This is a genomic window from Agreia sp. Leaf210 (genome assembly GCF_001421485.1).
Lineage (GTDB): Bacteria > Actinomycetota > Actinomycetes > Actinomycetales > Microbacteriaceae > Agreia.
The window spans coordinates 204460-223299 of record NZ_LMKK01000001.1 but is presented as its reverse complement, the minus strand read 5'-3'; the positions used below and the strand labels follow the sequence as shown (position 1 = coordinate 223299).

Annotated in this window: 15 protein-coding genes; 11 read left to right on the top strand and 4 right to left on the bottom strand. The window is 67.1% G+C overall.

The genetic code is table 11. The annotated features are described in order from the left end of the window. The first annotated feature begins 163 nt into the window (after positions 1–163). The gene (gene glgP, locus ASE64_RS01065; protein WP_055774721.1) at positions 164–2728 is read left to right on the top strand and encodes an alpha-glucan family phosphorylase; all 2565 of its coding nucleotides are present in this window, start codon (positions 164–166) and stop codon (positions 2726–2728) included. Positions 2729–2734: 6 nt separating this feature from the next. Here glgP and glgX read toward each other — a convergent pair whose 3' ends face one another. Beyond that, positions 2735–4783, bottom strand: a complete 2049-nt coding sequence (gene glgX, locus ASE64_RS01060; RefSeq protein WP_055774718.1) for a glycogen debranching protein GlgX — start codon at positions 4781–4783, stop codon at positions 2735–2737. Between the two features lie 53 nt (positions 4784–4836). Between glgX and ASE64_RS01055 the strand changes: the two genes are divergently transcribed. Beyond that, positions 4837–6033: a cysteine desulfurase family protein gene (locus ASE64_RS01055; RefSeq protein ID WP_082465823.1), complete on the top strand. Its 1197-nt coding sequence runs from the start codon at positions 4837–4839 to the stop codon at positions 6031–6033. On the opposite strand, the gene ASE64_RS01050 is transcribed toward ASE64_RS01055, so the two are convergent. Then, positions 6030–7007, bottom strand: coding sequence for an endonuclease/exonuclease/phosphatase family protein (locus ASE64_RS01050; RefSeq protein WP_055774715.1), 978 nt, complete (start codon positions 7005–7007; stop codon positions 6030–6032). The genes ASE64_RS01055 and ASE64_RS01050 overlap by 4 nt on opposite strands. A 123-nt stretch (positions 7008–7130) precedes the next feature. Between ASE64_RS01050 and ASE64_RS01045 the strand changes: the two genes are divergently transcribed. From ASE64_RS01045 to gatB, 8 genes are all read left to right on the top strand, one after another. Continuing rightward, a complete protein-coding gene (locus tag ASE64_RS01045; protein WP_055774712.1) occupies positions 7131–7565 on the top strand; it encodes a Fur family transcriptional regulator in 435 nt (144 codons plus the stop codon). Between the two features lie 53 nt (positions 7566–7618). Then, positions 7619–9118, top strand: a complete 1500-nt coding sequence (locus ASE64_RS01040; RefSeq protein ID WP_055774709.1) for a catalase — start codon at positions 7619–7621, stop codon at positions 9116–9118. 132 nt (positions 9119–9250) lie between these two features. Further along, positions 9251–9634: a thioredoxin gene (gene trxA, locus ASE64_RS01035; protein WP_055774706.1), complete on the top strand. Its 384-nt coding sequence runs from the start codon at positions 9251–9253 to the stop codon at positions 9632–9634. Positions 9635–9680: 46 nt separating this feature from the next. Then, positions 9681–10853, top strand: coding sequence for a tRNA 2-thiouridine(34) synthase MnmA (gene mnmA, locus ASE64_RS01030; protein ID WP_200920072.1), 1173 nt, complete (start codon positions 9681–9683; stop codon positions 10851–10853). Then, on the top strand, positions 10853–13159 hold the full coding sequence (gene ligA, locus ASE64_RS01025) for an NAD-dependent DNA ligase LigA (RefSeq protein WP_055774700.1): 2307 nt from the start codon (positions 10853–10855) through the stop codon (positions 13157–13159). Before mnmA ends, ligA begins: the two co-directional genes overlap by 1 nt. Before the next feature lie 93 nt (positions 13160–13252). Continuing rightward, entirely contained in the window at positions 13253–13552 is a 300-nt protein-coding gene (gene gatC, locus ASE64_RS01020) for an Asp-tRNA(Asn)/Glu-tRNA(Gln) amidotransferase subunit GatC (RefSeq protein ID WP_044442836.1), read from the top strand. After that, positions 13552–15087 (top strand): Asp-tRNA(Asn)/Glu-tRNA(Gln) amidotransferase subunit GatA, encoded by a 1536-nt coding sequence (gene gatA, locus ASE64_RS01015; protein ID WP_055774695.1) that lies wholly within the window; start codon positions 13552–13554, stop codon positions 15085–15087. Before gatC ends, gatA begins: the two co-directional genes overlap by 1 nt. Then, positions 15087–16604, top strand: coding sequence for an Asp-tRNA(Asn)/Glu-tRNA(Gln) amidotransferase subunit GatB (gene gatB / locus ASE64_RS01010; protein WP_055774691.1), 1518 nt, complete (start codon positions 15087–15089; stop codon positions 16602–16604). Before gatA ends, gatB begins: the two co-directional genes overlap by 1 nt. Before the next feature lie 17 nt (positions 16605–16621). On the opposite strand, the gene ASE64_RS01005 is transcribed toward gatB, so the two are convergent. Beyond that, the gene (locus ASE64_RS01005) at positions 16622–17551 is read right to left on the bottom strand and encodes an SDR family oxidoreductase (protein WP_055774688.1); all 930 of its coding nucleotides are present in this window, start codon (positions 17549–17551) and stop codon (positions 16622–16624) included. A gap of 88 nt (positions 17552–17639) precedes the next feature. Further along, positions 17640–18242, bottom strand: coding sequence for a TIGR03086 family metal-binding protein (locus ASE64_RS01000; protein WP_055774686.1), 603 nt, complete (start codon positions 18240–18242; stop codon positions 17640–17642). 66 nt (positions 18243–18308) lie between these two features. On the opposite strand from ASE64_RS01000, the gene ASE64_RS00995 reads away from it, so the two are divergent. Further along, positions 18309–18839: a GNAT family N-acetyltransferase gene (locus ASE64_RS00995; protein WP_055774683.1), complete on the top strand. Its 531-nt coding sequence runs from the start codon at positions 18309–18311 to the stop codon at positions 18837–18839. Position 18840 lies beyond the last annotated feature (1 nt).

Sequence of the window (18840 nt, the reverse complement as noted above, 5' to 3'; positions counted from 1 at the left end):
CCGTATCAATAAAGGGGAAACGTTCGCGGGGGATTATGGAAACGGTTCCCGGTCGTTTATGCGGCCACAGCGGCGCTGTCCTAGGCTGGGCGAAGCCAGGCCACGGCGTTCGCCGCGGCGCGCGAGACGAGTGGTGGTGGCGCGCCGATATGGAGAATTTTTCGTGAAGGCGATCAGAAGATTCACCGTTAGATCCGTGCTGCCGGAGCGTCTGGGGGCTGTCGGTGAACTCGCATCCAACCTCCGTTGGTCGTGGCACGAGCCCACCCGCGCGCTCTTCGCCCGCATCTCGCCGGATGACTGGCAGCAGACCGGCGGCGATCCGATCGCCCTGCTCGGCGCTGTCAGCCCCGACCGCCTCGACGAGCTGTCGCACGACGAGGGATTTGTGGCGTGGGCGAACAGTCTTCGCGACGATCTGAACCGCTACCTCGTCGAGCCGCGCTGGTATCAGCAACTCGAGGGCGAGAAGCCGACCGGCATCGCCTACTTCTCCGCCGAATTCGGCATCGCCGCTGCGCTTCCTCAGTACTCAGGAGGACTCGGTATCCTCGCCGGCGACCATCTGAAGGCGGCGAGCGACCTCGGACTGCCCCTCACCGGCGTGGGCCTCTTCTACCGGGCCGGCTACTTCAGTCAGGCCATCTCGCGAGACGGGTGGCAGCAGGAGAGCTACCCGGTGCTCGATCCCGACGGACTCCCGCTCACCGTGCTGCGTCTCGCCGACGGATCGGCGGCCCACATCGCGCTGGCGCTCCCCGACGGACGCGCCCTGTTCGCGCGGATCTGGCAGGCCAAGGTCGGCCGCGTGAGGCTCCTGCTTCTCGACACCGACATCCCCGAGAACGCCGAAGATCTTCGCGGCATCACCGACCGCCTGTACGGGGGCGGCGGCGAGCACCGCCTTCTTCAGGAATTGCTGCTCGGTATCGGGGGAGTGCGCGCGCTCAAGCTCGCGGCCGAACTCCGCGATGTGCCCGAGCCCGAGGTCTTCCACGCCAACGAGGGTCACGCCGGATTCCAGGGACTCGAGCGCATCTCGCGTCTCATCGGAGACGGGCTCAGCTTCGACGCTGCCCTGCAGGTCGTGCGCGCTGGCACCGTCTTCACGACGCACACCCCCGTTCCCGCGGGGATCGACCGGTTCGAGCGCACTCTCATCGAGCGATACTTCGGCGGCGACCTGCTGCCTGGTCTCGCCGTCGACGACATTCTGCGTCTCGGCGCCGAGGACTACGAGGGCGGTTCGTCCGAGGTCTTCAACATGGCGGTGATGGGGCTGCGTCTCGCGCAGCGGGCGAACGGGGTGTCGAAACTGCACGGGGCTGTGAGCAGAGGAATGTTCCAGGGTCTGTGGAAGGGCTTCGACGTCGACGACGTGCCCATCACCTCGGTGACGAACGGCGTTCACGCCGCCACCTGGACCGACCCGCTTCTGCAGGAGCTCGCAAGTTCGAAGCTCGGCTCCTCCGACACGGCCAATGCCGACTGGAACAGTTCCGACGTCAGCGACGGCGATCTCTGGGCTGTGCGGGGCGATATGCGCCGCCAGCTCGTGCACGACGCCCGTCGTCGCGTGACCGAGGCCTTCGAGCTGCAGAATCCGGGCTCGATCGCCCCGGCCTGGTATCAGACGCTTCTCGATCCCACGGTGCTCACGATCGGCTTCGCGCGTCGAGTGCCGACGTACAAGCGCCTCACCCTGATGCTGCACGACCCCGCGCGGCTGAAGTCGATCCTGCTCAACCCGCAGCGCCCTATCCAGCTGGTGATCGCGGGCAAATCGCATCCGGCAGACGAGGAGGGCAAGCGTCTCATCCAGCGACTCGTGCAGTTCGCCTCCGACCCGGAGGTGCGGCACCGCATCGTCTTCCTTCCGAACTACGACATCGGCATGGCCCAGCTGCTGTACCCGGGTACCGACGTGTGGCTGAACAACCCGCTGCGCCCGCTCGAGGCGTGCGGAACATCCGGAATGAAGGCCTCACTGAACGGCGGACTCAACCTGTCGATTCTCGACGGCTGGTGGAACGAGTACTACGACGGAGAGAACGGTTGGGCGATCCCCACCGCCGACGGCGCGAGCACCCCGGAGGAACGCGACGCTATCGAGGCTGGCGCGCTGTACGACCTCATGGAGCACCAGGTCGCCACGCGTTTCTACGACCGCAACGCCGACGGCATCCCCGAGCGCTGGATGGCCTCGGTGAGGAACACTCTGTCGACCCTGTCGCCCAGCCTGTCTGCCGAGCGCATGGTGCGCGAGTACACCGAGCGCCTCTACACGAAGGCGGCCGCAGCCGAGAGGATCATGTCGGCGCGAGACCACGAGGCGGCGCGCGAGTTGTCGACGTTCAAGGAACGGATGACGGCGCACTGGCCGAGCGTGCAGGTCGTGCACGTCGAGTCCGGCGGCCTCGACGACACTCCGCAGGTCGGCGACTCGCTGCATCTGCGTGCTCAGGTGCAGCTCGACGGCATCAGCCCCGACGACGTGTCGGTCGAGGTCGTCTATGGCCAGGCGGGCACGGGCGATGAGCTGCGCGACGTGGCCACGTTCGCGCTGTCGCCGTCGACCGCTTCGGCCTCAGACTCGGGAGTGGTGCTCTTCGAGGGTACCCTCGCCCTGTCGAGAGCGGGCGCGTTCGGCTACACGGTGCGCGTGGTGCCCAAACACGCTCACCTGGCCTCACCGGCCGAGCTGGGCCTCATAGCGACCGCCCACTGACGTCTGTCAGTTGGCCCGGAACAGGCGCAGCGACGAGGGCGCCATCTCGATCACGGTGCCTGGCTCATAGGTGGGCCCCTCCTCGGGATTCGGCGCGTCGTGGCCCGAGTCCCACAGCTCGGTGTACGACGCCACGCCGAGGTGCACGGGCAACGTCACCGTGACCGGCGCCTCGATGCCGTGGATCACGAGCAGCATGCGGTTGAACTCCTCGTGTTCGGGCGTCGACGCCGCCATGTACTGCAGCGTGCGGTTCTGGGCCGAGTTCCAGTCGTAGACCGACATCGATGCGCCGGCCGCGTCGTACCAGTCCATCTGGCTGGCACTCGGGGTGGTCTCGCCGAAGATGCCGAATCTGACCGGCCGAAGCGCCGGGTTCTCTCGCCTCAGCTTCAACAGATGCTGCGTCGTCTTCCAGTGGTCTTTCTGCCAGCGCCGTCTGTCCCAGCTCAGCCAGGTGAGCTCGCTGTCGTGGCAGTAGGCGTTGTTGTTGCCCTTCTGGCTGCGGCCGAACTCATCTCCCGCCGTGATGAGGGGAACGCCCGCCGATAGCAGCAGAGTGCCCATGAGGTTGCGCATCGCCTGGCGACGCGACGCCTCGATCGGCCGCGACGACGTGGGGCCCTCGACGCCGTGGTTGAACGACATGTTGTTGTCGGTTCCGTCACGGTTCGATTCACCGTTGCCCACGTTGTGCTTCGAGTCGTATGCGGTCAGATCCGCCATGGTGAAACCGTCGTGCGCGGTGACGAAGTTGACCGACGACAGCGGTCCACGATGCTGCGCGAAGGTGTTCGACGATCCCGCGAGGCGCGTCGCGAGCATCCCCACGCCGTCGCCCGGATCTCCGTGCTGTCGCATCGAGCGGATGTCCCGCAGCCAGAACTTGCGCATCCGGTCGCGGTAGCGGTCGTTCCACTCCGACCAGCCGTCGGGAAAATTGCCGGTCTGCCATCCGCCCATGCCGACGTCCCACGGCTCGGCGATCATCTTCACGTTCTGCAGCTGAGGGTCTGAGACGATCTGGGTGAGAAGCGGATGCTGCGGGTCGTAGTAGTGGTCGGCGTTGCGGCCCAGGGTGGCGGCGAGATCGAACCGGAAACCGTCGATCTGCACCTCGTTCGCCCAGAAGCGCAGGGAATCGAGAATCATGCGCGAGACCGCCGGGGTGGCGGTGTTGATGCTGTTGCCGCATCCCGTGACGTCGATGTAGGTGCCTCCGACGGTCTGGCGGTAGTAGCCGGCATTGTCGATGCCGCGGAAGCTCGTGGTCGGGCCCTCAGGGCCTTCTTCGGCCGTGTGGTTGTAGACGACATCCAGCAGCACCTCGATGCCGGCCTCGTGCAAGAGCTTGACCATGCCCTTGAACTCGCGCAGGTTCGCGCTCGGTCCTTGAGCCTGGGCGGCCTTTGACGCGTACAGGGCGTGGGGGCTGAAGAACCCGAGCGTGTTGTATCCCCAGTAGTTGCGTAACCCCTGCTTGATGAGTCGTTGCTCCGACACGAACGACTGCACGGGGAGCAGCTGCACGGCCGTCACGCCGAGATTCTTCAGATAGCCGATGGTCGTCTCGTGCGCGAGGCCGGCGTACGTTCCGCGCAGCTCCTCGGGGATGCGCGGGTTGAGTTCAGAGAGTCCCTTCACGTGCGCCTCGTAGATGACCGTGTGATCGAGCGGTGTGTTGGGCTTGACGACGCCGGCCCAGTCGAACGACTGATCGACGACGACGGAGCGTTGCGACCCCGAGCTCAGCCGCTGGATGCCCTTGCCATAGGGGTCGAGCAGGAGCCGCGAGGGATCGAAGCGGTGCGTCGGTCCCTGAGGCCCCGAGACACGCAGGTTGTAGCGGCGGCCGGGGACCAGTTCACGGGTGCGGCCGAACCAGACGCCGTGCCGGTCGCGCGCGAGGTCGACGGTCTTGTAGATCCAGTTGGCGTCCTTGTCGTCGAACAGGCAGAGCTCGACCTTCTCGGCATGCTCCGACCAGACGCGGATCTCGCCTCCGTGGGCGGTGAGGCGAACGCCCATGTTGGCGAGGGGATCAGCGGCAGTCATGCGTCTTAGAGTAGTGATTCATACGTTTCGAACAGATCACGGAAAGGGTCGTCGTGCCCGTCTACCTCGACCATGCGGCCACCACGCCGATGCTCCCCGATGCGCGAGACGCGTACATCGAGGCACTCGGCGTCGTCGGTAACCCCGCGTCGATTCACAGCCAGGGGCAGCAGGCCAAGCGGATGCTCGAGGAAGCGCGTGAGAACGTCGCCGAGAGCGTGTCGGCGGAGCCCGTCGAGGTTGTGTTCACCTCGGGCGGCACCGAGGCCGTCAACCTGGGCATCAAGGGTCTGTTCTGGAAGAGGCAGGAGGACAGGCCGCGCCGTCGCATCCTCGTTCCCGGAGGCGAGCACCACGCGACCATCGACGCCGTCGAGTGGCTCGCGGCCCACGACGGGGCCGAGCTCGAGTGGCTGCCGATCGACTCGCTGGGCCGCCTTCACCCGCAGACCTTGCGCGAGGCGATCGAGCGCGCGCCCGAATCCGTCGCCCTCATCTCGATTCTCTGGGCGAACAACGAGGTCGGCACCATCCAGCCCGTGGCCGAGCTGGCAGCGGTCGCTGCGGAATTCGGCATCCCGACACACGTCGACGCGATCTCCGCCTTCGGCTATCTGCCCCTCGACTTCCACGCCTCGGGTGCTGCGGCGATGAGTATCTCGGCGCACAAGATCGGGGGACCGGTGGGGGTGGGGGCGCTTCTGCTGTCGCGCTCGGCCGAGGTCGTACCCCTCTTCCACGGCGGCAGTCAGCAGCGGGGCCGAAGCGGAACGCAGGATGTCGCGGGTGCCGTCTCGTTCGGCGTCGCCGCGCGCCGCGCCTCCGCCGAGGTCGCCGTCCACGCGGCCGAGCTCCGCACGCTGCGCGACCGGCTCATCGAGGCCGTGCGGCTGGCCGTGCCCGAGGCCGTCCTGCAGGGCGATCCGGATGCCGCGGGTCGGCTCCCCGGCAACGCGCACTTCACTTTTCCCGGCTGCGAAGGCGACTCGCTCCTCTTCCTGCTCGACGTAGCAGGACTCTCCGTCTCGACGGGGTCTGCCTGTCAGGCGGGCGTGCCCGAGGCGTCGCACGTGCTCACGGCCATGGGACTGAGCGAGGCCGACGCGCGCGGTGCGCTGCGCATCACGCTCGGGCACGGAACGACCGAAGCCGACGTCGATGCGTTCGTCGCCGCGCTGCCGGTCGCATTCACGCAGGCGTCCAAGGCGGGGCTCAGCGACCGTGTGGTGCCGCTCGGGCACGCCCGCTAGAGATTGACGGTGGCCACGATGGCCAGGTGGTCGCTGCCTCCGGCCGGGATGACGGTGTTGCTCGTGACGTCGAGGCCGCGCTGAAGGAAGTGGTCGAGCCTCGTCACCGCGAAGGGAGATACCGGCCAGGTGAAGCCGAAGAGGCCGTCGCTCTGATTCGGCTCCGACAGCTGCGACAGGATCGGCTTGAACGCCCTGTCGGTGGACGCCGCATTGAAGTCGCCGACAGCGATGACACGATCGTTCTCGTCGTTGGGAAGGACGTCGGCGAGGTTCTTCAGCATCTCGTCTCTGTCACCGTGATCGCCCAGGCGGGCCGACGCCGCGTGGATCACGTAGATGCTCACGAGGCCCTCGGGTGTCTCGAGATCGGCGGCGAGCGCGCGCTGCCATCCGAGGCCGAGGTCCCACGGCTGCGCGTTCAGAATGGGGTAGCTGCTCCAGAGGCCGACGGTGCCCACCTGATAGGAGTACTCGTAGGCGGCGTCGAGAACAGACGAGATCTCGTCGCGCGACGCGTCGTCGATCTCCTGGATGGCGACCACCTGGGCGCCCGTCGCGACGAGGTCGGCGGCCGACGCGGCCCCCGTGCCCGAACTCGCCTCGACGTTCTGACTCGCGACGGTGAGCGTGCTCGCGCTCGCGGGAGGGGCGGTCCACTTGAGCGGAACGATGGAAGCCCCGAACATGAACACCCAGGCCACGAGAGGCACGAAGGCGGCGACCCAAGGACGCCCGCGGCGAGCGAAGGCGGCAAGGACGAACAGAACCGGGATTCCGAGCCCGAGCCAGGGAGCGGCCGAGTCGATCACCAGGCCGAGACCACCCACATCGGGCACGAGATTGTGCAGCGCGATGACGGCGGCGAGTACCAGGGATGCGGCCACGACGACGGCGTTCAGCGCACGTCGACCGGGGGAGGGTCGACGCTTCGCAGAAGGTGACGCGCGGGGCGTCTCGTACAGGAGAGACATCGCCCTCCAGTCTGCCGCAGCAGACTGGGCGAATACTCAGGTCGATACCGCGATGCATCGGGCGGGGCTTGTTGCACCACTCCTCATGTTTTGAGTCATTCAAAATACCGTTAGGGTGGAGGCATGACGACAGACGTGACGGACGCGACGGCGCTGGCCGACAGCATCCGCTCGGTCGGCCTCAAGGTGACCGAACCCCGTATCGCGGTGCTCTCGGTCATCGAACGCGATCCGCACATCGACGCCGAACGCATCTTCCAATCGATTCGGAGGACGCTGCCCGGTACGAGCGTGCAGGCCGTGCACGGAGTTCTGGCAGCCTTTTCTCAGGCCGGACTCCTCCGGCGCATCGAGCCCGCTCACTCGCCCGCGCTCTACGAGCGACGTGTCGATGACAACCATCATCACATCGTCTGTTCCGCGTGCGGAGCGGTGGAAGACGTCGACTGCACCGTCGGGCACAGCCCGTGCCTCGTGCCGTCGTCGGCGTCGGGCTTTCAGGTTCAGAGCGCCGAAGTGAACTTCTGGGGTCTCTGTCCGAATTGCCAGACTGCCTAACAGCGCCAGACCGTATTCTCGTCCTGTCGACCGATCCTCTACAAAGGAGAACCATGTCCACCGATGCTTTCACCACCACCAACTCCGGCGCCCCCGTCGCGAGTGACGAGCACTCGCAGACCGTCGGCACCGACGGTCCCATCACTCTGCACGACCATTACCTGGTCGAGAAGCTCGCCCAGTTCAACCGCGAGAAGGTCCCCGAGCGCATTGTGCATGCCAAGGGCGGCGGCGCGTTCGGCACCTTCGTGACCACCCACGATGTCTCGGCCTACACCCGGGCCAGCCTCTTCCAGCCGGGCGCCTCCGTCGACGTGCTCGCTCGCTTCTCCACGGTCGCAGGCGAGCAGGGCAGCCCCGACACCTGGCGCGACCCGCGCGGCTTCGCGCTCAAGTTCTACACCGACGAGGGCAACTACGACCTGGTCGGCAACAACACGCCCGTCTTCTTCATCCGCGACGGCATCAAGTTCCCCGACTTCATCCACTCGCAGAAGCGTCTGCCCGGCACGCACCTGCGCGACCACGACATGCAGTGGGACTTCTGGACGCTCTCGCCCGAGACCGCACACCAGGTGACCTGGCTCATGGGAGATCGTGGCCTGCCGGCCTCGTGGCGCCACATGGACGGCTTCGGTTCGCACACCTACCAGTGGATCAACGCAGCAGGCGAGCGCTTCTGGGTGAAGTACCACTTCAAGACCCACCAGGGCATCGAGATCCTGAGCCAGACCGACGCAGACCGCATCGCCGGCGAAGACGCCGACTTCCACATCCGCGACCTGTCCGAGGCCATCAAGCGCGGCGACTACCCGAGCTGGACCCTCTCGGTGCAGATCATGCCCTACGACGACGCGGCGAACTACCGGTTCAACCCGTTCGACCTCACCAAGGTCTGGCCGCACGCCGACTACCCGCTGCACGAGGTCGGAACGATGACCCTGACACGCAACCCGGAGAATTACTTCGCTCAGATCGAGCAGGCCACCTTCGCGCCCTCGAACTTCGTTCCCGGAATCGCGGCCAGCCCCGACAAGATGCTGCTCGCCCGCATCTTCAGCTACGCAGACGCGCACCGCTACCGCGTGGGAACGAACCACGCTCAGCTGCCCGTGAACGCCGCTGTCTCGCCGGTCAACTCCTACTCGAAGGACGGGGCGATGCGTCACGGCTTCAACTCGGAAGAGACCCCCGTCTACGCGCCGAACTCGCACGGAGGCCCGCACGCCGACCCGGCTCGTCACGGCAACGACGCGGGCTGGGAGAGCGACGGCGAACTCGTGCGTGCCGCTGCCGCGCTGCATGCCGACGACGACGACTTCGGCCAGGCCGGCACGCTGGTGCGCGAGGTTCTGGATGACGCGGCGCGCGATCGGCTCGTCGCGAACATCGCGGGTCACGTCTCGAAGGTGACCGACGCCGGGCTCCGCCAGCGCGTGTACCAGTACTGGACGAACGTCGACGCGACGCTCGGAGCGCGCGTCGCCGCGGCCGTCGAGCCGAGCGCCCCCGGCTCGAACGAGCAGCCCGAGGTCGTGGGCATCGGCGCGTAGCGCACCGTCCCCGGCCCGCCCACGGGCGGGCCGGGGAATGAAGCGCAACCCCGTTTCGTTGTACGGGTCGTGCGGGTAGCGTTTCGCGAACCGCACGACCATCAACCGAAACGCTTCACGAGGAGGCCCGTTTTGCCTACCGTTACCGTCACCGCCGAATCCCTCGACAAGACCATCACCGAGAACGAGATCGTTCTGCTCGACTTCTGGGCCGACTGGTGCGGGCCCTGTAAGCAGTTCGCTCCGGTCTTCGAGAAGTCCAGCGAAGACAACACCGATGTGGTCTACGGAAAGATCGACACCGAAGACCAGCAGCAGCTCGCGGCTGCCGCCCAGATCACGTCCATCCCCACGCTCATGGCGTTCAAGAACGGCGTGCCCGTGTTCCGCCAGGCGGGATCGCTTCCCGCGCCCGCGCTCGCCGATCTCGTCGCTCAGCTCAAGGCGCTCGACGTCGAGGCCGCGATGAAGGCCCAGGCCGAGGCAGACGCTGCTGCTACGACACCTGGCGAGTAAGCACCACCCCGGCCCCGCCGTCGTACCCCTCACGTAAGCTCGTTCCGTGAAGGTTTTAGCAGCGATGAGTGGCGGAGTCGACTCCGCGGTTGCCGCGGCGCGCGCGGTCGAGGCCGGGCACGACGTGGTCGGGGTGCATCTCGCCCTGTCCCGAATGCCCGGCACTCTCCGCACGGGGGCGCGTGGCTGCTGCACAATCGAAGACTCGATGGACGCGCAGCGCGTGGCAAACAAGATCGGCATCCCGTACTACGTGTGGGATTTCTCCGAGCGATTCAAGGCCGACGTGGTCGACGACTTCGTGGCCGAATACACGGCGGGGCGCACTCCAAACCCGTGTATGCGCTGCAACGAGCGCATCAAGTTCGCGGCTCTGCTCGAGAAGGCGGTCGATCTCGGCTTCGACGCGGTGGCCACTGGTCACTACGCGAACATCGTCACCGACGCCGACGGCAATCGCGAGTTGCACCGTGCGGCGACGTGGGCCAAAGACCAGAGCTACGTTCTGGGCGTCCTCACCAGCGAGCAGCTCGCGCACAGCATGTTCCCCCTGGGCGCCACGCCGTCCAAGGCCGAGGTTCGCGCCGAGGCTGCCGAGCGCGGTTTCTCCGTGGCGAAGAAGCCAGACAGCCACGACATCTGCTTCATCCCCGACGGCGACACGAAGGGCTGGCTCGCCGAGCGCGTCGGCGCCGAGACAGGGCAGGTCATCGAACGCGACGGCAGCGTCGTGGGCAGCCACGACGGAGCTCACTCGTTCACGGTCGGCCAGCGCCGAGGACTGCACCTCGGCATGCCGGCGCCCGACGGCAAGCCGCGCTTCGTTCTCGAGGTGCGTCCCATCAGCAACCAGGTTGTCGTCGGCCCGAAAGAGGCGCTCGACATCTCGGAGATCGCCGGTGCACGCTTCACCTGGGCGGGCCTGGCTCCCGAGCATCCCGAGGTCGCCTTCGAGTGCGAGGTTCAGATCCGAGCGCACGCTGATCCTGTCGCGGCGACCGCGGTCGTACGCCCCCTCGACGTTCCCGTGCCGGTCGAGGGGCAGCGACCGGCATCTGATCACGAGCTCGTGATCACGCCCCACTCGCCACTCAACGGCGTCGCCCCCGGCCAGACGGCTGTCGTCTACATCGGCACGCGAGTTCTCGGTCAGTGCACGATCGACCGCACGGTGAGCGCCGTCGCGGTCGCGTCCGATTCCAGCCCGGCCGTGGCCTGATGTCCGAGATCCTGCCAGACGAGATCACGCCGGATTTCGCCGAGGCCAAGGTCGAGGCGCAGCAGCTCACGACGCGCATCCTCGAGCTGCGCGATCAGTACTACGAGAAGAACGCGTCGACCGTCTCCGACGCCGAGTACGACGCGCTCGTGCGCCGACTCGACGCACTCGAGCGCGCTCATCCCGAGCTCCAGAGCGCAGACAGCCCCACCCAGACGGTCGGCGGACGCGCCGAGACCACCATGTTCACCCCCGTCACGCACGCCGAGCGCATGCTCAGCCTCGACAACGTCTTCAGCGAAGAAGAACTGCGCGAGTGGGCGTCGAAGATCGAACGCGACGCGGGCCGCAGTGCGGTGCGCTACCTCTCGGAGCTCAAGATCGACGGCCTGGCCATCAACCTGCGCTACGAGAACGGAGTGCTCGTCACCGCCGCGACTCGTGGCGATGGGGTCGTCGGCGAGGATGTCACCGACAACGTGCTGCAGATCAAGCAGATCCCGCCGCGACTCGCGGGAACGGGTCACCCGCCGCTCGTCGAGGTGCGGGGTGAGATCTTCTTTCCCGTCGCATCCTTCGACGAACTCAACGCCGCCCAGGAAGCGGCGGGGGAGCGCGTGTTCGCGAATCCCCGCAACGCGGCGGCCGGGTCGCTGCGGCAGAAGACCGAGGGCAAGAACGCCAAGCAGCTGGCCTTAGTCGAGAACCGTCTGTCTCGACTGCGCATGCTCGTGCACGGCATCGGAGCGTGGCCGAACCCTCCGGTCGCCGCCCAGAGCGAGGTGTACGGCCTGCTCGCCGAGTGGGGCCTTCCCATCTCCACCCACTTCAAGGTCTTCGACGCGGTCGACGACGTGGTCGAGTTCGTTCGCTACAACGGCATCCATCGCGCCAGTGTCGAGCACCAGATCGACGGAATCGTCATCAAGGTCGACAACCTGGCCCTGCACGACGAGCTCGGCGCCACGAGCCGCGCGCCGCGCTGGGCCACCGCCTACAAATACCCGCCCGAAGAGGTCAACACTCGACTGCTCGACATCGTCGTGAGCGTCGGACGCACGGGCAGGGCCACCCCTTTCGCCGTTATGGAGAAGGTCGAGGTCGCCGGGTCGGAAGTGCGCCAGGCCACCCTGCACAACCAAGACGTCGTCAAGGCCAAGGGTGTGCTCATCGGCGACATCGTGGTTCTGCGCAAGGCAGGCGACGTCATTCCCGAGGTGCTCGGCCCCGTCGTCGAACTCCGCACCGGCGACGAACGCGCCTTCGTGATGCCCGAGAACTGTCCCGAGTGCGGCACCCGACTGGCTCCGGCGAAAGAGGGCGACAAAGACCTGCGCTGCCCGAATGCCCGAAGCTGCCCCGCGCAGGTTCGCGGTCGCGTCGAGCACGTCGGATCTCGCGGCGGACTCGATATCGAGGTGCTGGGCGAGGTGTCGGCCGCGGCACTCACTCAGCCGCTCGAACCTGCCGAACCTCCGCTCGAGACCGAGGCGGGGCTCTTTGCCCTGCGCATGCGAGACATCTTCCCGATCACCGTCGTCGTGCGCGACAACGAGACCGGCATGATCAAGCTCACCGACGGCGGCGAACCCAAGCGGGTCATGCCGTTCCAGCGCAAGCGCCAGAAGCGCGATGGGGCCTTCGACCCCGAGGCTGCCGAGTTCGCGGGCGACGAGTTCTCGGTGCCCTCGACCAACGCGGTGAAGCTCCTCTCCGAGATCGATAAAGCCAAGACGAAGCCGTTGTGGCGCATCCTGGTGTCGTTGTCGATCCGCCACGTGGGTCCCGTCGCCGCGCGCGCTCTCGCCGACTACTTCGGGTCGCTCGACGCGATCCGCGCTGCGAGCCGCGATGAACTCGCCGCGGTCGACGGCGTCGGGCCGATCATCGCCGACGCCCTGATCGACTGGTTCGCGGTCGACTGGCACGTCGACATCGTCGAGGCCTGGGCCGCGGCCGGCGTGCAGTTCGCAACCCCGGGGCATCCGGGGCCGGGAGCCGCTGTCGTCGAGGGCGGTGTGCTCTCGGGCATCACCGTGGTCGCCACCGGGTCGCTCGAAGGATTCAGCCGAGAAGGCGCCCTCGAAGCGATCATGGAGGCGGGCGGCAAGGCCGCGTCGAGCGTGAGCAAGAAGACCGACTTCGTGGCGGCGGGCCCCGGCGCGGGCTCCAAGCTCACGAAAGCCGAGGCGCTGGGCCTGCGCATCATCGACGCCGAACAGTTCGCGATCCTCATCACGCAGGGCCCGGATGCGCTCGGCCCGGCTCCCGAGGCGGAGAGCGAGCCCGACGACGTCACTCCCTGACCCTGTCGTTCCCTCCGACAAGCTCAGGGAACGGGCCTCCGGTAGAATCGGTGGGTTCGTCCGAACTCCCCCCGAATGAAGACACGGAGCAGCATGTCCGAAATCACGCAGGAGCAGGTCACCCACCTCGCCAACCTCGCCCGTATCGCATTGACGCCCGAAGAGATCGTGTCGCTCACCAGCGAACTCGGGTCGATCATGGACCACGTGGCCACGGTCACCGAGGTGGCGACGCCCGACGTGCCCGCGACGAGCCACCCGATCCCGCTGCAGAACGTCTTCCGCGACGACGTTGTGGGGCAGACCCTCACCGCCGAAGAGGCGCTGGCGGGCGCACCCGATCACGACGGCTCCCGGTTCCGCGTCACCGCGATCCTGGGGGAGGAGCAGTAATGACATCCGATCTGACCAGGCTCACCGCCGACGCCCTCGCAGCCAAGCTCGCCTCGAAAGAGGTGAGCTCGGTGGAGGCCACGCAGGCCCACCTCGACCGCATCGCCGCGGTCGAAGGCGCGGTGCACGCGTTCCTGCATGTCGCATCCGACAGCGCCCTCGCCGAGGCGGCCGATATCGACCGTCGCCGTGCGGCCGGTGAGCAGTTGCACCCCCTTGCCGGTGTGCCGATCGCCATCAAAGACGTCATCGTCACCAAGGGCATGCCCACCACCAGCGGCTCGAAGATCCTCGAGGGCTGGGTACCGCCCTACGACGCCACGGTCATGACCAAGCTGCGGGCCGCGGGCCTCGTCTCGCTGGGCAAGACCAACATGGACGAGTTCGCCATGGGCTCGTCGACCGAGCACTCCGCCTACGGCCCGACGCACAACCCGTGGGATCTGGAGCGTATCCCCGGAGGCTCCGGTGGTGGCTCTGCCGCGGCTGTCGCCGCCTTCGAAGCTCCCTTCGCGCTCGGCAGCGACACCGGCGGATCCATCCGCCAGCCCGCCCACGTCACGGGAACCGTGGGCCTCAAGCCCACGTACGGCGGAGTCAGCCGCTACGGCGCCATCGCCCTCGCCTCCAGCCTCGACCAGATCGGCCCGGTCTCGCGCACCGTCCTCGACTCGGCCCTGCTGCACGACGTGATCGGCGGCCACGACCCGCGAGACTCCACGTCACTTACCGACGTCTGGCCCTCGTTCGCCGAGGCCGTGCGCAATGCCGACGTCGCGGGTCTCCGTATCGGCGTCATCAAAGAGCTCCAGGGCGACGGCTTCCAGCCGGGCGTCATGGAACGCTTCCGCGAAGCCCTGGCCCTTCTCGAGGGGGCCGGCGCGATCATCACCGAGGTCGAGCTTCCGAGCGTCGAACACGCGATCGCCGCGTACTACCTGATCATGCCCGCCGAGGCCTCCAGCAACCTCGCCAAGTTCGACTCCGTGCGCTTCGGCCTGAGGGTCAACCCGAAGGGTGGCGGAACCGTCGAAGACGTGATGAGCGCCACCCGCGAACAGGGCTTCGGTGCAGAGACGAAGCGCCGCATCATCCTCGGCACCTACGCTCTCTCCGCCGGCTACTACGATGCCTACTACGGCAGTGCCCAGAAGGTGCGCACGCTCGTGCAGCGCGACTTCGCAGCTGCGTTCGCCAACGCCGACGTGCTGGTGTCGCCGACGGCTCCGACCACGGCGTTCAAGCTCGGCGAGAAGACCGGCGATCCGCTGTCGATGTACCTCAACGACATCGCGACGATCCCGGCCAACCTCGCCGGCATCCCCGGGATCTCGGTTCCCGCAGGACTGGCCGCCGAAGACGGTCTGCCCGTCGGCATCCAGTTCTTGGCACCGGCGCGCGAAGACGCCCGACTCTATGGCGTCGCGGCGGCGCTCGAAGCCCTGCTCGAGCAGAAATGGGGCCACACGCTCCTGAGCCAGGCTCCCGACCTCTCTTTTAGTGAAATGAACGCGACCGATGAGGGAGCCGTCTGATGGCGAAATTGATGGACTACGACCGCGCTCTCGAACTGTTCGAGCCGGTGCTCGGCTTCGAGGTGCACATCGAGCTCAGCACCAAGACCAAGATGTTCTCCGACGCGCCCAACTACTTCGGCGGAGAGCCCAACACCAACATCACGCCCGTCGATCTAGGGCTGCCAGGGTCGCTTCCCGTCGTCAACGGCCAGGCCGTGCGTTACGCCATCAGCCTGGGCCTGGCCCTCGGCTGCTCCATCGCGCCGACGAGCCGCTTCGCCCGTAAGAACTACTTCTACCCCGACCTGGCGAAGAACTACCAGATCTCGCAGAGCGATGAGCCCATCGCCTTCGCGGGTTCCGTCGAGGTCGAGCTCCCCAACGGCCGACTCTTCACGGTGCCGATCGAACGGGCGCACATGGAGGAAGACGCCGGAAAGCTCACCCATGTGGGCGGCGCGACCGGTCGCATCCAGGGCGCCGAGTATTCGCTCGTCGACTACAACCGCGCCGGTGTGCCTCTCGTCGAGATCGTGACCGACATCATCTATGGTGCCGAAGCCGACGCCCCTGAATTGGCCAAGGCGTACGTGTCGACGATTCGCGACATCGTCGTGGGCCTGGGTATCTCAGAGGCCCGCATGGAGCGCGGAAACCTGCGCTGCGACGCGAACATCTCGCTGCGCCGGCGTACGCCCGAGGGCGAGCCGCCCGCGCCGCTCGGAACACGCACCGAGACGAAGAACGTCAACTCGCTGCGCAGCGTCGAGCGCGCCATCCGCTACGAGATCCAGCGCCAGGCCGCCATCCTCGACGACGGCGGAACGATCACGCAGGAGACCCGGCACTGGCACGAGGACACGGGCCAGACCTCCGCAGGCCGCCCCAAGTCCGACGCCGACGACTACCGGTACTTCCCGGAGCCCGATCTGCTTCCCGTCGTGCCCTCGCCCGAGCTCATCGAGGAACTGCGTGCCGCCCTTCCCGAGGCTCCCGCGATCCGTCGTCGCCGGCTCAAGACCGAGTGGAACTTCACCGATCTGGAGTTCCAGGACCTGACGAACTCCGGCCTGGTCAACGAGGTCATCGACACCGTCGCCGCCGGTGCCTCTCCCGCCTCCGCCCGCAAGTGGTGGACCGGGGAGATCGCCCGGACGGCCAACGCCCAGGGCGTCGACGCCACTACCCTCGTCACGCCGCTCCAGGTCGCTCAGCTCGTCGCACTCGTCGATGCTGGCACGCTCACCGATCGCCTCGCGCGGCAGGTTCTCGAGGGTGTCATCGCGGGCGAGGGCACACCTCAGCAGGTCGTGGATGCGCGCGGCCTGGCCGTCGTGTCAGACGACGGCGCGCTGATCGCCGCCATCGACGAGGCTCTGCAGAGCCAGCCCGATGTGCTGGCCAAGATCCGCGACGGCAAGGTGCAGGCCGCCGGCGCCGTGATCGGAGCCGTGATGAAGGCGATGAAGGGCCAGGCAGACGCCGCGCGCGTGCGTGAGCTGGTGCTCGAGCGGGCGACCGCGCTTCCGGAGTAGTCCGGGCTGAACTTCGGCTAGAAGTCGATGCCGGTCAGGTCTTCTGACGCAGCCCAGAGCCGCATGGCCACCCTCTGATCGAGGGCCCGTCGGCTCTGTTTGGCGCGCCCGGGAGGACCCGTCAGGCCGAATGCGCCCGTGGGCCCGACGTAGTCGCCGCCGGACACGCTCGCCCAGGTCGCGGCGAACAGTTCGGGTTCTGTGCCCTGCTCGGCGTCCTGAGAGAAGCCGGGCGATTGCATGAATCGCTCGACGAGAGCGCTGGCCGGCTTGTCGCGGCCCAACTGCGGGCCCGCGTTCTGCAGATTCGTGCGGCTCGAACCAGGATGCGCAGCAGCGCTCAGCAGCCCCCATCCGGCGGCGTCGCTTCGGCGCTGCAACTCGTGGGCGAAGAGGAGGTTGGCCAGTTTCGACTGGCCGTAGGCGAGCCACGCGTTGTACTTCTTCTCGGCGTTGAGGTCGCCGAAGCGGATGCGACCGATCCAGTGCATCACGCTCGACAGGGTGACGACCCGGGGCGCTTCGGCGGCTGTCAGCGAGGGAAGCAGCTGCGCCGTGAGAGCGAAGTGCCCGAGGTGGTTCGTGCCGAACTGCAGCTCGAAGCCGTCTTCGGTGGTGTGCCTCGTGGGCACCGCCATAACGCCTGCGTTGTTGATCAGGATGTCGGTGGGCGTCTTCTCGGCATTCATGCGATCGGCGAACGCCCTCACACTGGCCAGAGATGCGAGATCGAGGCTCTCGAGCTGCAGGGATGCGTCGGGAACCGTCTTGCGGATGGTGTCGGCGGCTCCGGCGTTCTTCTCCGCCGTTCGGGCGGCCATCACGACGTGGGCGCCGGCGGCAGAGAGGCGGCGTGCCGCCTCGAGGCCGAGCCCGCTGTTGGCGCCGGTGATGATCACGCGTCTGCCGTGCTGATCGGGGATGGATAGCGGGGGTGCGGTCGACATGAAGCTCCTCGGGGGCGAGGCGGTGTCTCGGGTGGGCCGCCTAGACAAAAAGGTTATTGCGCATTCCTGACGGTGCCCTCATTCGTCGCTACGCGGAGAGCGGAAGCCTGTCGTCGCGGCCCGTCAGAGCGAGCAGTTTCGACTGCAGCGGCGCGTGCTCGGGAACGGGAATCGGCGAGCTGAACAGACCCGAGGCTTCGAGCGTCTCTTTCTGCGGTTCGAAGACCGTGTAGACAGCCGCGATCAGCCGTTCGTCGATGACCTCAGCGGTCCGGGTCGCCCGCGCGAGGTCCCAGGTGTGGATCGTGACGTCGGAGACCTGCTCGCGCAGGTATTCGGTGACTGTCACTGTGTCGTACGAGAGCTGCACCTGAGCATCCGGTGCAGCCGATCGCCACGCGTCGGTGGCAGCCTTCGAGTACTGAGCCCACTCTGCCGCGAGATCGCTCGACAGCGGCCGCTTGAGCGATCGCGCCTGACGCAGGCTGCGGCCCTCGAGCAGCAGCGGCACCCACTGCTGCTCTTCGATGACGTGGGTCACGAGCTGACGGGTGTTCCAGTCTGTGTCGGGCGTAGGCGCGTTCCAATCGGTCACCGCGTTCAGGCGAGCGGTGAACTCGGCGTGGGCGGTGTTCTGCAGTGTCAGCCAGTCGATGGTCACGATGGGGCTCCTGTCGGCAGTGCTCGTCATAGTCCTGGGTATAAGTCCATCATGGCGGTGCGCATTCCGCCGAGCCGGTGCGGATAGGCTCTCGGGGTGACCTTGACGACCAGAGATATCGACGCCACCGATCTGACTTCGCTTCTGGCGATGAACAACGGGGCGATACCCGCGGTCAATCTGCTCGACGAGGCGGAACTGCTCGATCTCGTGTCGATGGCGCATTCGGCCGTCATCGTCGTCGATGACGCCTCCCCGCGCGACCCGCTCGGTCTCGTCATCACGCTGACGGCGGGCAACGACTACGACAGCGAGAACTACCGCTGGTTCGAAGAGCGCGGCGGTGACTTTCTGTACGTCGACCGCATCGTCGTACACCAGGGCATGCGCGGCAGGGGTCTCGGACAGATCCTGTACGAGCGTGTCTTCGCCGAGGCGGAGCTGGCCGGACTCGCGGAAGTCACGTGCGAGGTCAACCTCGATCCGCCGAACCCCGGATCTCTGGCATTCCACGATCGGCTCGGCTTCGTGCAGCTGGGCGAGCAGGTCACCAAGGGTGGATCCGTGAAGGTCGCCCTGCTGTCCGCGCCCGTGTTTCCGGCCTCGGCCCTGCCCGAAGCCTCCTAGG

Bases quoted from the DNA above. Each gene is read 5' to 3' on its own strand.
- glgX (WP_055774718.1), bottom strand. From the start codon at position 4,783: ATGACTGCCGCTGATCCCCTCGCCAACATGGGCGTTCGCCTCACCGCC.
- ASE64_RS01050 (WP_055774715.1), bottom strand. From the start codon at position 7,007: ATGTCTCTCCTGTACGAGACGCCCCGCGCGTCACCTTCTGCGAAGCGT.
- ASE64_RS01045 (WP_055774712.1), top strand. From the start codon at position 7,131: ATGACGACAGACGTGACGGACGCGACGGCGCTGGCCGACAGCATCCGC.
- ASE64_RS01040 (WP_055774709.1), top strand. From the start codon at position 7,619: ATGTCCACCGATGCTTTCACCACCACCAACTCCGGCGCCCCCGTCGCG.
- ligA (WP_055774700.1), top strand. From the start codon at position 10,853: ATGTCCGAGATCCTGCCAGACGAGATCACGCCGGATTTCGCCGAGGCC.
- gatC (WP_044442836.1), top strand. From the start codon at position 13,253: ATGTCCGAAATCACGCAGGAGCAGGTCACCCACCTCGCCAACCTCGCC.
- gatA (WP_055774695.1), top strand. From the start codon at position 13,552: ATGACATCCGATCTGACCAGGCTCACCGCCGACGCCCTCGCAGCCAAG.
- gatB (WP_055774691.1), top strand. From the start codon at position 15,087: ATGGCGAAATTGATGGACTACGACCGCGCTCTCGAACTGTTCGAGCCG.
- ASE64_RS01005 (WP_055774688.1), bottom strand. From the start codon at position 17,551: ATGTCGACCGCACCCCCGCTATCCATCCCCGATCAGCACGGCAGACGC.
- ASE64_RS01000 (WP_055774686.1), bottom strand. From the start codon at position 18,242: ATGACGAGCACTGCCGACAGGAGCCCCATCGTGACCATCGACTGGCTG.